The organism is Shewanella psychrotolerans, from assembly GCF_019457595.1.
GTDB classification, from domain to species: Bacteria; Pseudomonadota; Gammaproteobacteria; order Enterobacterales; family Shewanellaceae; genus Shewanella; species Shewanella psychrotolerans.
In genome coordinates, this window is sequence record NZ_CP080419.1 from 544,796 (window position 1) to 560,562 (window position 15,767).

A 15,767-nucleotide genomic window follows, 5' to 3' on the forward strand; every position below is an offset into this window, starting at 1 on the left:
TACCACGTAAAATACTCTGCTGGTCTTAAGCTTAACAGCCTGAAGCCAAGTTAATTTAATAGTAAAGCCCCGATATCTAACGGTATCGGGGCTTTTTCATTTGGAAATGATTATCCCCGGAGTATATGGATATACTAAGAGGGGATTTTTTAGGGTTAGAGAAGGCTGTATTTCGATAAAATACACTGTTTAGGCTGATGAAGCGCTATACCAAGCAAAAGCCCAAGGGCGCAATTGTTGAGTGTTAAGTAGCTAATTTTATGATTTTTATTGATCTAATATAATTATAAAGACACTCCTTTCTGTAGGCCCTCCATATCCACACGTTTGTTCACAAAACTTATACATTTCGGTTTTTATTTTTTTACATATAAATTAGTCTTAGTGCTCCAAAATGTAATTTAATAATACAATTAGAGAAGTGATTTGTTTTATGTATAAATTGACACAAAAATCTAAAAAAACTTCGATACTTCAGTTGGGGGTCGCTTTGTTGGGGGCTTTATCCTGTTACTCAGTGCAGGCTGAAGATTGCAATGCAATGCCTGAATCAGGTCAATTGTATTCTGTTATTAACCGAGGCTCTGGCTTAGCGTTAGATATTAATACGACCGATTCGGGAGCTGCGCCTAATGTTATAACGTATGACTATTGGGGAGGCAATAATCAAAAGTTTCAATTTATTAAAGAGAGTGATGGTTATTGGGTTATCCGCTCTAAGTACAACAACAAAGTGTTAGATGTGCTTGATTCGTCTCAGTCTAATGGGGCAAACGTTATTGTTTATGATGATTGGCAGGGTACAAATCAACGTTGGCAAGTTAAAGCATCGTCATCCGGCGGGTTTAATATTACTAATAAGCTAACGAATAAGTCGCTGACTGTGGCTGGGTCAAACAATGCGGCTAATGTATATCAAAATGATGACGCGGGAATGAGCTCTCAAAGATGGTTTATAAACCCTGTTGATGCAGAATGTGGCAGCGGTGGCAGCCAACCAACGCCGAGTAACTTAGTGGGATTTGCTGCACAACCAGGCCAAGATGGCTTATCGACAACCACGGGTGGCGGTAATGCAACACCTATTACAGTAACAAGCTGTAACGCGTTAAATAATGCGTTAAGCTCGACGTCTCCTGCTGTGATCCACATCCCCGATAACACGACGATTAACTGCCATACCAGTAACAGAACTGTGCAGGCGTGTCCCTTAGATTGTGGCCAATGGAACGATTACGGTAAAACATGGTACCGAGTACCTGTAGGGAATCAAAGCTGTGGCGAACTGGGCAGCGCTTCAAATTCACAGGTTAACGTTACGCGTAATGAACGTCGTATTATTGTTCAGTCTAATAAAACGTTACAAGGTTTAGGTAAAAACTCAAAAATAGTGGGTGCCAGCCTCGTTATAAGCAAGCAACGTAATATTATTATTAAAAACGTGATGCTTGAAAACATTAACCCTGCACTTGTAGAAGCGGGCGATGGTATTTCAATTGATGATAGTAGTCATGTTTGGGTTGATCATATGGCCTTTAACAAAATAAGTGATGGCTATATCGATATTGACAATAGTCAGAATATTACCCTTAGTTGGAATCGTTTCTATGGTTATAACACCCAAGTTTGCGCTAATCAGCATTGGTACACTCATTTATTCAGAAACTCTCAGGTGACTGTTCATCACAACTTTTGGGATACAGCAGCAGGGCGAAACCCTAAAATAGATGGCTATAATTCACGCGTTCATATGTTTAATAATTACTGGAAAAACATTACTTATTTTGCAATTAGTGGGAGTGATGGCGCTGAAGTACTTGTTGAGAACAATTATTTTGAAAACTCAGCAAAGCCTCATTGGAATCAAGGGTCTGGATATTTTAGTGCATCAGGAAACATTTACACAGGACGTTCAGCAACTGATCAATATCGTGATAGTGGCGCAACGGTTTTTAGTGATGTTCAGCTTTACCCATATAGATTAGATAGTGCAAATACTTTGGGCAGCCAAGTAGATGCAGGGACTGGCCCTCAATAGATATAGAGCTCGTCTTATTGCTCAGCGAATGTTTTTAACATGCGCTGAGCAAGTTTATTACAGTGCTACTAAACTTTGTTCAAGCATGGCTTTTATTTGTGCAAGTGTCATTTGCAAGTCGATTCTAGATAAGGAGTTGAGCTAAATATTTTAAGTTTACTCTGCCCCAGCTTTTGCGACTTTTAATTTTTCCTGCGCTAGAACACCTGCTCCATAGGTCTGATCTCTTCGTTCGCTGAGAGTGACATCTAAAAAGGAAGCCTCGGTGACTTGAAAAAGTACTGAGGCTTTTTTGTGTCTGCTTATTAAATCGGCGGTTGTATGGCCGAGGTAAGTCGTGGTGCTTCGTCTATCAATATAACGGCGGGTAGATAACTACACTTTGAGACCGATTAATGGCAGGGCAACAACGAAAGTGTACGAAGTTACACTTTATGTGATATCGAAATGCTTATCCATACTAAAGTGTACGAAGTTACACTTTAGTGTTGAGTAATCGAATATTTAGGGCTAAAGTGTATCAAAGTACACTTTTAGCTAACGTTACGGAATTTACGTTATGAAATCTTCGCTAAATCAACAATCCTTGGGATCACTGGTTAAAGAAAGCCGCAAAAAAGCAGGGCTGACTCAAGAGGTGGCGGCGATGTTGTGTGGTGTCACTAAAAAGACCTTTATCCGAGTAGAGAAAGGTGAAGACGTTTATATCTCTACCGTGTTTAAAATTCTTGATGGATTGGGCGTCGCTATTGTTGCCAAGCAGGACAACAGTGCTAATGCGAGTGGGTGGTACTAGTTTATGACGGATTCAGTCAAGCTTGTTTTGGATATGCATTTGGGCGATCGCATTATTGGTGAGTTGTCGTTCGACCCAGATATCGAGAAATTTGCCGTTAGCTATACCGACATATGGCAACAAAATGGTTTTCCCATATCACCCATGATCCCGCTAGATGGCAGTGGTCGTAGTAACCAAATTGCCATGTTCTTGGTTAACTTACTGCCCGAGAATAAGGGGCTCGATTACCTCGTGGAATCATTGGGAGTATCGAGAGGTAATACCTTCGCGCTTATTCGTGGCATCGGTCTTGATACCGCCGGAGCAATCGCCTTTGTGCCTAAAGGCGTATTATTGCCAGGAACGTCATTTCGAGCAATAAGCGACGATGAAGTGATAAAGCGACTCGAGGATCCAGATATTTGGCCAATGGAAGTCTGGGACGGTAAGCCAAGGTTATCGGTAGCGGGCGTGCAGTCAAAATTAAATTTGTTCTATAACGGTGAAGCATTTGGTTTTGCTGAAGGTGCGCTGTCATCGACCCATATTCTCAAGTTCGAAAAGCACCAGCATTTAGTGATTAATGAATTTCTGACGATGCGTTTGGCTAACGCTATCTCAATGAATGTGGCCAATGTCGATATCAGCTACTTTGGCGAACATAAGGCGCTTTGTGTTGAACGCTTTGATCGTCGCTACCTGCCAGCCGAACACAAGGTGCAGAGACGGCATATCATCGATAGTTGCCAAACACTCGGTTTTAGCGTTAACAAAAAGTATGAGCGGAATTTTGGTACTGGCCGCGATGTAAAAGATATCCGTGAAGGGGTTAGCTTCGCAAGGTTGTTTAGCTTAGCGAGTCAGTGCGCTAACCCTGCAGCCGCTAAGCAAGATATGTTGCAGTGGGCGTTATTTAATTTACTGAGCGGCAATGCCGATGCCCACGGCAAAAACTACTCATTCTTTATGACACCCACAGGCTTAGCGCCGACGCCATGGTACGACTTGGTATGTGTCGCGCTGTACGATGATTTTGAACAAGAGTTGGCAATGGCGATTGATGATGAGTTCGATCCCAACAAGATTTATGCCTATCAGCTCGCCGCATTTATTGATGAGATAGGCTTACCAAGAGCTTTGCTAGTCAACAATCTAACTCAAATGGCGACCAAAATAGCCCAAGCCATAGATGAGGTTACCGCTATGCTCCCCGCGCTTGATAAGGCCGAGCAAGATTTTGTCGATGCTTATAGAAAACAGTTATTAGCAAGGTGTGAGCGCTACTTAGCGATGGCACCAGAAATCAAAGATATAGAGCTGTAGTTCTAGTTAAAGTTAAAGTGGCCTGGCAGCTGAGCTAAGCGTGAATTCGTCTGGGATCTTTTCTATAGCAAAAGTGCATTCCACTGCAAATCTTTGGTATTCCTGTAAAAGCATGTCATCTACTCAATTTCTCATAATTGCAGATAATTTACACTATGGTTGTAATGGGTTTTACCTGCTTGAGCGGGCTCAAGCATGCTATGCTGACATTTGAGACATAATATGTTTCAAGTAAACTGTTTAATCTGTATTCTGTTATTGCTTTAAATATAAGAGGTTAAGGAGAACCTATGCGCTTAGTTAGTTTATTGGTTTACTCGTTACAGTGGTTGGCTATTGCGGCATCCCCCACGCTTTTAGGCCTTTTTGTTGGGGCTGCGTTGAGTTTGCAATCGGGTCAGTTTAACTCGCTCACCATTATTGCTTGGGGAGTTGTGGGTTTCATCATTGGTGGCTTCTGGGCTGAACGCATTAGAAAACGGGTCGGTATTAGCGAATTTTTTGGTCGACTAGCGGGTGCAAGGGATATTCCCAAAAAAAGGTAATGATTGAAGCTAGCCCATACCTAAAAACTCTGATTCACTTCGTCACCTTTACGTGGAGGCTGTAAACTTCTAGTTTAAAGGCCAAACCCCGCGTTAGCTGGTTTTGGTGGTCACCATGAATCGACACGCTGAGTAGATCACTTTCTAATACTGTTTGGTATAAGACGTAATAGTCCTCATCGAACAAGTTGTCGATATTGAGTTTAAATTCGTAAGGAGCCTCAGGGGGGGCGAGATTCCTTAGGCCCTTCAACTGTATTTGTGAGCTCACAATCAGTGGGTCAGAGTACACTGATTGTGGTGGCCTTACAGGGGCGATCCATTTTCAGTCAATATGTCCACTATCATCAGGCATGGATAAACACTCAATCGCCACAGATTTATTTTTCTCTCTTTTTACTCATCTGTTAGTAAGGCAGGTCGGGTAAATCGTATTATTTTGTACCATTCTCTTTGATTGATCAGACCAAGCGTCATAAACCTTCAAGCGTTACTGTTAGGGCACTTGTTGCGGCTGCACACTGATTTATTTAACCACTTTTAATCTTTGTCTCAGCTTGTTTGGGTAGTATGGTGCTATTGAGTGTTTTGAATAGTCATTAAAGGGGTGAGCATCATGGATAATGAGCAATTAAACGGCGTTAAGCGAGGGCCTTGGATAGCCATTGGCGTGAGCGTGGCAGTCGTCGCGCTGATCGGTTTATTGCTGGCGATGATGCCAAAAGGGTTTAAGGCGACCCATGAAGAGATAGGTACAGGTAAACCTGCGGTGGTTTTTGTGTATGATCCCAACCTGACCATTAGCGGATCTCAGACCGAGCAGATGAATGAGGCGCGAGGTCACCTGGGTGACAATGTACTGTTTTTGCTGGCCAGAGTCGGTACTCCTGAGGGCGATAAGATGATCGCTAAGTATCGTGCTGGGTCCGCCGAACTGCTGTTATTCGATGGTTCGGGCAAGCTGGTAAAACGTCAGTTTGCAGTGCAAGACGCCAATCAATTGATGCGCTGGGTACGATAACGCCTATAGCGGATGAGCCGTCAGAACGCTTGCTGAATAATTGAGATAGCCCAGCCAAATACGAGAGGGCTTTTTTATTGTAATGCGAGTTGCGCATTTTTCTGTTGTTCCCCAAGCAGCTAAAGCGGTTAGGCGAAGCTGTGGTGGCTATTGTACTTTACTTGAAGAATTGTTAATCAAAAAAGTCGTTGTTGAAAAGTGACGGGGTGTTAAAATGCGCCCCGTCGTTGACGTTGTAGGATGGAGTTTTTATTGATCTCTTGCCTACCTACACCCTATTTTTCTCCACTATTGATCAGAGTCTCTATGAAACGGATTTTGTTATCCCTGCTTGTGTTATCTCATCAGGCGGCTGCCGTTGCACCCTTGATTGAAACCCCAAAAGATATGGAGCCCACCTGGGTCGATGAGATCCTCGACGTGTTTGGCGCCGATGGTGAATTTGATGACAGCAAGCCCATAGATATGAGTTACCTGCCGACCGCCTATTACACGCCCGAGAAGAAGTTTGGCGTGGGCCTCTTGATGGTCGGTCTGTATAAGACAGAGGGCGCGGCGCCCGAGGAGCAGCCTTCATCACTGGTGCTCAACTCTTTTGTGTCGATGAACAACTCATACGGCGTTGAAGTGGAAAACATGACCTTCTTCAACGGCGGTAAGCAGCGATTGCTACTGGGGCTGGAGCTACATAACGAGGCGTCTGTTTTCTATGGCCGCGGGATTGCCGATGGCAATATTGACAGCAATCACCATGAGTTTGACGAGCAGCTCTACAGCTTTACGCCGCGCTGGATGACTCAGATGGCCGACAACTATTTTATCGGCGTGGGCGCCGATTTTACCTATGTCAGCGCCGACAAGTTCACCCGGGTAGAGGGCGATATTCCTCTGCCATCTGATGGCATTTTGCCGGACAACTTTAGTTCGGGCCTGGTGGTGACCAGTATCTATGATTCGCGCGACTATCGCCTTAATGCCACCAAGGGCTGGTTGTTCCAGCTGGATGTGGGCTTGTATCAAAATAGCGAGTACGACAGTTTCGCCAAGTATGATCTTGAGCTGGCCAACTATATCGATCTCAGCAGCACTGCTTTGTTGAGCGCTATGCCTGGGCTTATTGCCTGGCAGGTGCAGGGCCACTTTACCAGTGGTGATGTGCCGTGGAACATGCTGCCTGATCTCGGTGGTTCCAGCGCCATGCGCGGTTACATCAAGGGACGTTATCGCGACAAGCAGATGATGATGGGCCAGGTCGAGTATCGCCTGCCTATTTTTCAGCGTTATGGCATGGTGTTCTGGGGCGGCGTGGGTAGCGTGGCTGGTAAGGTGAGTGATTTAAGCGATGAGCTGCTGACCTCTTACGGCACGGGATTCCGCTTCAAGATTAAAGATAACATCAACCTGCGTTTCGACGTGGGTGTGGGTGAAAACGAAACCAACTTTTACCTCAATGTGAACGAAGTCTTCTAAGCATGCCTAATTGTTCTGAGCTCAAGACTTGGCGATGGCCAAGGTCACTATCCACACTCTTGACGGTCGCCGTTTTTGCGGCGAGCCCGCTAGCGCTTGCTGGTTCGAGTGAGGTCGCCTCTGGCGGCGCACCGATGAGTGAGGACAGATCGGCTGAGCAAAAGACACTTGAGCAAAAACCTGAGTGCACGCGCAGCTCAGAATACGACATCTATCTTAGTGGCATACACACAGGCACAATGAGCCGCACCGAGCATTGGCAGGGTCAAAGCGCCGTAGTGACCTCTCACAGTAAAGCCAGTATTTTAGGTATAGGGACTGAGTATCGTCAGCGCGCCGAGCTATCTTGGTCGACGGCAAGCGATGAGTGGTTAACGAATAAGTTTCATCAGCAGGTGAGCGGTTTTCGTAGCAGAGACATGCAGGTGAGTTTTAGTGACAATGGCCGCGCTGCACGGGTGGATCTGGACGGTGAGGTGACTCATTATCGCTCCGATGAAACTGCGCTGCGTGATGTGGATACCCTGGCGCTAGAGATCCGCCGATTGTTAATGCAGGGACGGAGCCAGTTTGCCTTGATTCGCCAGGCATCGGATGCGACCGAGCGCTATCAATACTATGTTAAGGCGCCGCAGCCGGTAGAGGTGGCCCCTTGGGGGGAGCTGATGCTGGTGCCGGTGGAGCAGACGGGCGCCGAAGAGGTGACCTACTATTTCGCTCCCGAGCTAGATTATCAGCTTGTGCAGGCGCGCTATCATGGCATTCTGCTGCAAGGTCTGATTAAGCTAAATCACTATCGCTCTACTTGCGAGTAACGCGCCAATTTTTCCCGTCTACATTAGTTTATCTATCATAAACTGATAAAAAGTGCATACAATCCACGAGTTTTTAGCATTTAAATTGCGCGCAATTTATTTGTGCGTTATGCTTATGCCATATGAGTGTAATGCCGATATTTGATATCGCTGTGAACCCGTTCAATAAACGCTACAGGTGCTAACTCATAATAAATTAATCAGTTTTAGTCATAGGGGATACCATGAAAGTTGCAATAACGATTGGCCAGGGTGTAATGATGTTGTTTATGACATTAATTACCAGTACAGCGAGCTATGCTGATGTAACAACTAAAACTGAAGCCGTCGCTGTCAATATCGATAAAACCAGCTTTAAGTGCATACGTGATATGACGCCTGTGCGCCATTTTTACGTAGATAATTTGTTAGGCAATATTGAAGAAACCCTCGCAGCTGCCAATTCGCCTGAAGGCGCTATTTATCCCACCGGCTCTGTGGTGCAACTGGTACCGACCGAAGTGATGGTTAAGCGTGAACCGGGCACCTTTGCAGCAACTAATGATTGGGAGTTTTTTGAGTTAGAAGTAGATGAGGGGGGCTCTAAAATTGCTAAGCGTGGTTTTGTTGATGTTGTCAATCGTTTCGAAGGTAACTGCTTTGCTTGCCATGCTCCTGCTAGAGAGAAGTGGGACTTTATTTGCGAGTCTGGTCACGGTTGCGAACCTATCCCCATCGACCATAAGATGACTGGTGCGCTGCAGCGCTCAGATCCGCGTTGTGGCGAAGAGGTGTTGGAGCCTGGTGATAGCATGGCACTGTTAAAACTTAAGTTGATGGTTGGTGCTGGCTTGACTAAGCAGTGGCTCGAAGATCTGTTTTAACTCTTAAAATAGTTCACTTTGGCAATATGTAGGCATAGATTTCTTATCTATGCCTAAGGTCGCTAGTTATACTCATTTTCTTGGTTGTGTGCTGTGACAGTGAATAGAGGGAGCGGCTATCATGGATGCACAAAACTCAACATCTATCTTTCTACTGGTTTTTGTGTTGCTGAGCAGGCTAGGTCAACGAAACCAGATTGAATATCCAGCCCATGACAGTAAATGAGATCAACAATAAAGCAAACAGTAGGGTGAGTAAGCGCCACTGCATGACCTGTTTTAACATCACAAATTCAGGAAAGCTCGCAGCAACCGTACTCATGCAAAAGGCTAATGTTGTGCCTAATGGCACGCCTTGTATGAGTAAACTCTCTAATACGGGGATAACACCCGTCGCGTTGGCATAGAGAGGAATGCCCATTAATACCGCAAGCGGTACAGACCACCACTGACCCTCACCTAGATTGGCTTGTAACCAACCCGCAGGCACAAATCCATGCAGTGCGGCGCCAATGCCCACACCGATAATCACCCATTTCCATACTCGGCCAAAAATTTCACTGGTTTCCGATTTCGCAAACTGATGCCTTTGTTGCCAGCTTAAGCTGCTAGTAGGCGCGTTTGCTGATGTCTCATTGGTGGTGTTTGAGGGGGCGGTTTGTTGTCCCCTAGCATACGCTTTGGCCGCCAATGGTTGCAGCCAGCGCTCCGCTTTTAATAGATCGAGTAATGCGCCGCCGAGCATGCCGATAACGATCCCCGTTAAGGCGTATAATAGGGTGATCTTTAAACCTAATAGGCTAAACAGTAATAGGATAGCGACTTCATTAATCAGTGGCGAAGTGAGTAGGAATGCCATGGTGATCCCTATGGGGATCCCCGCAGAGGTAAAGCCTAAAAAAACGGGAATACTTGAACATGAGCAAAAGGGGGTTATAGCACCAAACCCCGCGCCTAACCCATAGCCGACTACCTTAGGTTTACCCGATAAATAATCTCTAACGCGTTCGACATTTAGCGAGGCGCGTAACCAGCCTATGGCATAAATCATCACGATAAGCAGAGCGAAAATCTTGCTGGTGTCTTCAATAAAGAAGTGGAGCGCTTGTCCAAATTGGGTTTGATTTGATAACCCTAACGTATCGTAGACGAGCCAATCGGCAAATACAGAAAACCAAATTAACATTGGTCGACCTCGCTAAAGGATGAAAAACCGAGTTAGTTTATTGATTAATTGGCAACATTAGCTTGGGTTAATAGTTTTTCGATTTCGGCATGAGCAGGTACAGTTCCAGAAGAAACAACGATACCGTTAATCACGATGGCGGGCGTGGACATGACGCCATAATCTAAAATCGTTGCCATATCGGTCACCTTTTCAAGTTCAATATCTACCGATAAGTGTTTAGCGACTTGTTCTACATCGGCCGCCAAATTGGTGCATTTTTTACAGCCACTGCCTAATATTTCAATTTTCATGTCGTTACCTTGTTTACGTGTGTTTGGGAGTTATTGAGTGTTTGAGAAGATTGAAGCAACGAGGTTTGTGCTTGGGCGTTTTTTTCCAGTACGGTCTCTACGCAGCCAACCATCTTTAATAGACAAGGAGTCTCGAGACGATAGTAGATCTGTTTACCATCGCGGCGACTACTGACGATCCCTACCTGTTTTAAGATTGATAGGTGTTTTGAGACCGTGGAAATATCGGCATTGATGCCATCGGTGAGATCGCAGACACATCGCTCTTGCTGCTGTATTTGTTCCAGTAGCCATAGGCGGGTTGGGTGTGCTAATGCCTTAAGAACTGCAGCGCGAGCATTAAGCCTAAGCTGTTCTTGTTCTGTCATGGCAATCTCCAAGCTGAATGCTGCTTTAGGGTAACTATCATTTTGTTATTTGGCATAATAGCCAAATGTATTTCACCTGAACAAGTATTGCACAAGATGTTTGGTCATTATCGTGATGCACTAAACACTTTATGCCGAGTTTGGGGGGGCTGCTTCGTAATGTGTCGTTAATATAGCGTTGGCATTTGTTGAGATTGGCATTTGTTGAGATTGGCGTTGAACGTCATTGAGTGAGTAACTCGCAGACAAAAAAGCCGAGTGATCATTCACTCGGCTTTTATCACGTTAGCTAGGCTAACACTTACGGCTTTAAGATAACTTTTACCGTGTCATCTAGATCCGCTTCGTCGATATAACCAATGGCATTAGGGGTCGAGGCAATGGTAGATTTCATTGCCGCAGCGCTGCTGACTGTGGCGGGTGGATTACCCTTACCGGTAAATACCTGCTTTGACCAATATGCTTTTAATTGTGCGTCGCTCTTACTGGTCACTTTGTCGTGGAACTCTGAGCGGGTAGCGTTACCTTCATCAAGTTCAAATGGCACCGCAGAAGATGAGCCTTTTCCGAGGAATAATTTCTTAGCATCAGAGGCTGAAATATCGCTTGCACCCGGTGCGCCAATTAATACTACGGCGGCTTGAGCTGAGACCATGCTGCATAGGCTAAGCGCTACGATAGAGAGTAGTTTTTTCATTATAGCGCTCCTTAAAATACCACGTCGAATTTAACGGTATAGACAGTGACATTGTCATACTTTTGCAACACATTGCTTTGGAAGCCGCCTGATGTATCGCCAAAGTCGGTGGCGTAAGTGACATCAAATTTGACGGCAAGGTTGTCGAGTGCATCCCAACGCAAGCCACCGCTGTATGAGGTACGTTGGCCATTAAATAGAGCCGCAATCAGTGCGCTACTTTCACCGACAACAGGTCTTTGGTCATCATCTTGCGACTCATAATAGGCGGCTGTGACGTAAGGCGTGAACGCATTGATGCGGTAGCCTAGGGTAATATAACCAGAGTCAGAGTCGGTATATTGACCATCAACTTCTACTCGGGTCCACTCTGTGACGGCAAGGAACTGACCATTGTCATAGCTTGCGCCAACACCAGTAAAGGTGGCTTTCTCATTGTTGAGAGTTAGCAGTGGTACCGATGCATCGATAAAGATTGGCAAGCCTGTGTTTGGATCTTGTGACGGAATCGCCACGGAGCGGCTGGTGGTACCATCTAAAGTGGATTGACCGTAAACCGCTCGCAAGGTCCAAGTTTCATCGGTCCATGTTAGGTTGGCGCCGAGAATATTCTTGATGTCTATGCCTGATTCTTCTGATTCACCGCCAAAGGCTTGCACCGTTAAGGTCGAGTCATCAAACTCAAGTGCATAGCTGACATCACCACCTGTGTAGGTTGTAAATGGTACCGCGCCATAAACTTCTTCAGGTGGACGAGCAAAAGGTTGGGCATAACCCACATCCAAATAATCAGAGTACATAAAAAGCGGTACACGTAGTTTACCACCACGCAGTTGCACCCCACTTTCGAAACGATGAGACACATAAGCCCATTCGGCTTCGACGTCCCAATCGTTTTCGCCTTTCATCATGAGTTGCATCACGGCTTGGGTGTTATCGGTGATGGCAAAGATAGCTTGGAAACCTAGCTTACTCTCTTCGCTAAAGTCGGCAGAGGTGCTTGAACCCAAATAGCCCGAATTATTATCGGCTGTAATGTAGGCGCCGCTCATGAAGCCATTAAAGTTAAAGCGTTCAGTTAAGTTTGCAGTTTGTTGATTTTGCAAAGTTTTAACTTGTTGCTCTAGCTTAGCGATCTTCTGTTCATTAGTCTCATCTGCGGCAAAAACTTGCCCTGACACCAGTGCGACAGATACCGCTATTGGCAGCGCTTTTAGCGCCGTATTGAATCGTGTGTTCATCATATGCTCCCGATAGGATCTATTTTTATATTGTTTGATTAAACTTTAAATTGGTCGGTGATAGTGGTCAGCTGTTTGCTGACGCCTTCGATGTCGTAACTAATGCCACCTAGCTCATCGGTGGTGGCTTTCACTTTTTGAGCATTGCTCTCAATTTCAGCTACGTATTGCTGTATATGTTCTGAGGTGTTGTGTTGTTCCTCTGTGGCGGCTGCTATCTGTTCATTGACGACCACGATTGCGCTAACCTTGTCGGTAATGCTGACCAATGCATCGCCCGCAAGTGAAGTACTTTGTACCCCTTCATCAGCAGTTTCTATACCACGCTGCATCGCTTCTACTGCCTGGGTTGAGGTTGAGCTTAGCTCTTGCAGTACCTGTTGGATCTCTTCTGTTGAGGATTGAGTACGTGATGCTAGGGTTCTGACTTCATCGGCAACCACGGCGAAGCCGCGTCCCTGTTCGCCTGCTCGTGCCGCTTCGATCGCGGCGTTAAGCGCGAGTAGGTTCGTTTGTTCTGCAATACCACGGATGGTGCCCAAAATAGCATTTACATTGCTGGTGAAAGCGTCCAGTTGATTAACCACTATAGCAGCGGCTTTTACTTCCTCTGATAATCGGTTAATTGTCGCGATGGCATTTGCCACAACGGTTTGACCACGCAGTGCTTCTTGGTTGGCGTTATCGGCCTCAGAGGCTGCATTGGTGGCGTACTCAGCTACGTGCTCAACGCTGACAAACATCTCGCGCATCGCAACAGATATCTGCTTAACCGATTGAGATTGTTCGGTGACGGTGATTTCACTGTTTCTGCAACTGTCTAGTAGGGTAGTCGATACTTTGCCGAGGCTTTCGGTGGTTCTTTGGGTGTCGGCAATAGAGGCTTGTAGTTTGGACACAAACTGATTGAACCAATGAACTAGCACGGCAATTTCATCTTTACCGTCATATTGAATGCGTGAACGCAGATCCCCTTCACCTTCAGAGATATTACGCAGTGAATCGGTAACACTATTGAGGGTCAGAATAATAGATTTGTTGACAAAATAACCCACCACGATCAGGAAAATAGACGCGATGATACCGATGGTTAGCATAGATGTTGAAGCGTTGTCTGAACTTTTGAGGGTGTTTTGAATTGATTGCGCAAACTGCTCAGAAAAGTCGAGTTGTTTAGCATTAAATTGCTTAAGCAGCTTATTATAGCGCTCAGCGTTTTCAGCGGCTTGGTTCTTAATTAGATTAAAATCGACATCATCCTTTAGAAACTCGTTGACCAACCCTCTCGCTTTTTGATGATAAAGCTTGAGATCTCTGCTCATGGATAGGGCTTGTTCGGCCTCGTTAGGCAGCAGCTGACCTATGTCATTTAAGTTCTTCACGATTTGCTCAACCATTTTGTCTACGGTGACTAATGAGTCTTCTTCTCCTGTGGTGACAGCCGATTGAATATTTTGGTCGAGTTGAATGATTAACCCATCATTGATGGTTGCCAGTTTCAATACAGGAAACAGTTGAGAGTTAACGTAGTTGAGGCGCTCGGCGTTATCTTGAACACTTTGATTGTTGATGACGAGAGAAACAATGAACGAAGAGATTGCCACCAGTGTTAATAACACTATTCTATGTTTGATTTTTAATTTGTTGAGTTTCATATCTTAACCTTGGCTGCCTGCGGCGAGTAAAATGATTACATAACACTACTGGCTATAAAATGGATAATGGCTGCATATTTGTTTATCCATCATCTAACCCAGTGCAACAAAGAGATACTTCCGTGTTTAGGAAGCGGCAAACCGCATATCTTCCTGATTTAGCAATCAATACTTAAAAAGTGCACGACACAGTAATTCGTCGGTAACTGTACTTTAGATAACGCTACACGTATGATTGCTAATGATAATTTTTGAAATCGTAAACGTATGTTTCGAGTGAAGAGCACCCGCAATAGACGGTGCTAGAGAGTTGAATTTGAGCTTTCCTTGAATGATTTCCAACTTAACGATTGTGCTGCTGTTAAGTGGTTTTGGTTTCCTGCCTTGTTTATCTATACTGCGACAATTTCAAGCCACTATTAAACCGCTATTAACGCTGCAGGCGTTAGCTACTCTTCGGTTTAAGTTGATCAGTATTAATAACCATAGCATCAATACTAATCGTTAGGCGATTCCTTGCCCTGAGTTACTGTATAGCGCTGATAATTTATAACACCGCTCTTTTAGGTAACAAAATTAACATTTCAATTATAAGCCGAAGGATCACCAGTGTATACACGCAGTTTGATCTTTTTTGTACAGTAAATTAAGGAGAAACGTAGTGTTTGGCTGGCATTGCACGTGGTATTGGAGAGTTTTGGTTTGGTGTAAGCGTCAAGAATGGTCATGTCGATGTAACAAGAATAACGATTGATCAACGCTACTAGGTTAGGGGGGGTTAACGAGAGGAGAGGGCCGGTGAAGAGAATCGTATTTACAGAACAAGGCAAGATTAACCCATGCAAGGGTATACAAAATGTATTCACAGATAGCAGCGGATTTTTGGGGGGCACAGCCCGTTTGGGTCATCACTGGGAAAAGCCGGAGAGCTATCAATCTATCTCGCCTCACTGTGGTGCGGCTAACTTTAATACGCCAAGGTGAGTAGCCCATGGTCAGTTGGGCTATCGCGTACCTGCTGACGGCACAGCAAAATAAAAAAGGCTGTCACAAACGACTATATAGTTCAAGGCAGCCTTTCTTTTTAATCCCGTGAAGGGCAGTGAGTTGTAGTTATTTTTGCAGCTGCGCTTTGGCGGCTTCAACTTTAGCAAAATCTAAACCCAATTCAGTTACGGCTTCTTTTATCAAAGCTGGATTTTGCATCACTAACGTCATTAGCTGTTGTAACTTCTCTGGCGCAATGCCTAGCTGGCCTATTGTACCCATCGCCATTAATGGGTTTTCAGTCAATGTCTGAAATAGATCATTGATCTTCTGATCACTTACATTGTGTTCTTTTAAGATGGCAATAATTGGATTCATTGAGATGCCTTATATGGTGGTTAACGTTAATGGTACCAGTTGGTATTAGCCGGAGATTCTAACATAATTCTGCTAGTGTGGAGGTAAGAGTCAGTCGGTTAAAATGACG

Annotated in this window: 15 protein-coding genes; 8 read left to right on the plus strand and 7 right to left on the minus strand. The window is 45.0% G+C overall.

Annotation, left to right across the window (positions count from 1 at the left end):
- Nucleotides 1–433 precede the first annotated feature (433 nt).
- The 8 genes from K0I62_RS02475 to K0I62_RS02510 all read left to right on the plus strand — a co-directional run bounded on the left by K0I62_RS02475 (nt 434) and on the right by K0I62_RS02510 (nt 8,853).
- Nucleotides 434–2,038, plus strand: coding sequence for an RICIN domain-containing protein (locus K0I62_RS02475; protein WP_220069974.1), 1,605 nt, complete (start codon nt 434–436; stop codon nt 2,036–2,038).
- 559 nt (nt 2,039–2,597) lie between these two features.
- Nucleotides 2,598–2,834, plus strand: coding sequence for a helix-turn-helix domain-containing protein (locus tag K0I62_RS02480; RefSeq protein WP_220069975.1), 237 nt, complete (start codon nt 2,598–2,600; stop codon nt 2,832–2,834).
- A 3-nt stretch (nt 2,835–2,837) separates the two neighbouring features.
- Nucleotides 2,838–4,139, plus strand: coding sequence for a HipA domain-containing protein (locus K0I62_RS02485; RefSeq protein ID WP_220069976.1), 1,302 nt, complete (start codon nt 2,838–2,840; stop codon nt 4,137–4,139).
- Between the two features lie 290 nt (nt 4,140–4,429).
- The gene (locus tag K0I62_RS02490) at nt 4,430–4,684 is read left to right on the plus strand and encodes a hypothetical protein (protein WP_220069977.1); all 255 of its coding nucleotides are present in this window, start codon (nt 4,430–4,432) and stop codon (nt 4,682–4,684) included.
- 616 nt (nt 4,685–5,300) lie between these two features.
- A complete protein-coding gene (locus tag K0I62_RS02495; protein WP_220069978.1) occupies nt 5,301–5,705 on the plus strand; it encodes a hypothetical protein in 405 nt (134 codons plus the stop codon).
- A 306-nt stretch (nt 5,706–6,011) separates the two neighbouring features.
- On the plus strand, nt 6,012–7,175 hold the full coding sequence (locus K0I62_RS02500; protein ID WP_220069979.1) for a BamA/TamA family outer membrane protein: 1,164 nt from the start codon (nt 6,012–6,014) through the stop codon (nt 7,173–7,175).
- 134 nt (nt 7,176–7,309) lie between these two features.
- A complete protein-coding gene (locus tag K0I62_RS02505) occupies nt 7,310–7,990 on the plus strand; it encodes a hypothetical protein (protein ID WP_220071256.1) in 681 nt (226 codons plus the stop codon).
- 224 nt (nt 7,991–8,214) lie between these two features.
- A complete protein-coding gene (locus K0I62_RS02510) occupies nt 8,215–8,853 on the plus strand; it encodes a hypothetical protein (protein ID WP_220069980.1) in 639 nt (212 codons plus the stop codon).
- A gap of 178 nt (nt 8,854–9,031) precedes the next feature.
- On the opposite strand, the gene K0I62_RS02515 is transcribed toward K0I62_RS02510, so the two are convergent.
- From K0I62_RS02515 to K0I62_RS02545, 7 genes are all read right to left on the minus strand, one after another.
- On the minus strand, nt 9,032–10,039 hold the full coding sequence (locus tag K0I62_RS02515; RefSeq protein ID WP_220069981.1) for a permease: 1,008 nt from the start codon (nt 10,037–10,039) through the stop codon (nt 9,032–9,034).
- Between the two features lie 44 nt (nt 10,040–10,083).
- Nucleotides 10,084–10,332 (minus strand): thioredoxin family protein, encoded by a 249-nt coding sequence (locus K0I62_RS02520; protein WP_220069982.1) that lies wholly within the window; start codon nt 10,330–10,332, stop codon nt 10,084–10,086.
- Nucleotides 10,329–10,700, minus strand: a complete 372-nt coding sequence (locus K0I62_RS02525; protein ID WP_220069983.1) for an ArsR/SmtB family transcription factor — start codon at nt 10,698–10,700, stop codon at nt 10,329–10,331. Before K0I62_RS02525 ends, K0I62_RS02520 begins: the two co-directional genes overlap by 4 nt.
- A 301-nt stretch (nt 10,701–11,001) precedes the next feature.
- Nucleotides 11,002–11,397, minus strand: a complete 396-nt coding sequence (locus tag K0I62_RS02530; RefSeq protein ID WP_220069984.1) for a type 2 periplasmic-binding domain-containing protein — start codon at nt 11,395–11,397, stop codon at nt 11,002–11,004.
- Between the two features lie 11 nt (nt 11,398–11,408).
- Nucleotides 11,409–12,641: a hypothetical protein gene (locus K0I62_RS02535; protein ID WP_258405069.1), complete on the minus strand. Its 1,233-nt coding sequence runs from the start codon at nt 12,639–12,641 to the stop codon at nt 11,409–11,411.
- Nucleotides 12,642–12,676: 35 nt separating this feature from the next.
- Nucleotides 12,677–14,293, minus strand: a complete 1,617-nt coding sequence (locus K0I62_RS02540) for a methyl-accepting chemotaxis protein (protein ID WP_220069985.1) — start codon at nt 14,291–14,293, stop codon at nt 12,677–12,679.
- Nucleotides 14,294–15,406: 1,113 nt separating this feature from the next.
- Nucleotides 15,407–15,658: a DUF2999 family protein gene (locus K0I62_RS02545; protein ID WP_220069986.1), complete on the minus strand. Its 252-nt coding sequence runs from the start codon at nt 15,656–15,658 to the stop codon at nt 15,407–15,409.
- Nucleotides 15,659–15,767 lie beyond the last annotated feature (109 nt).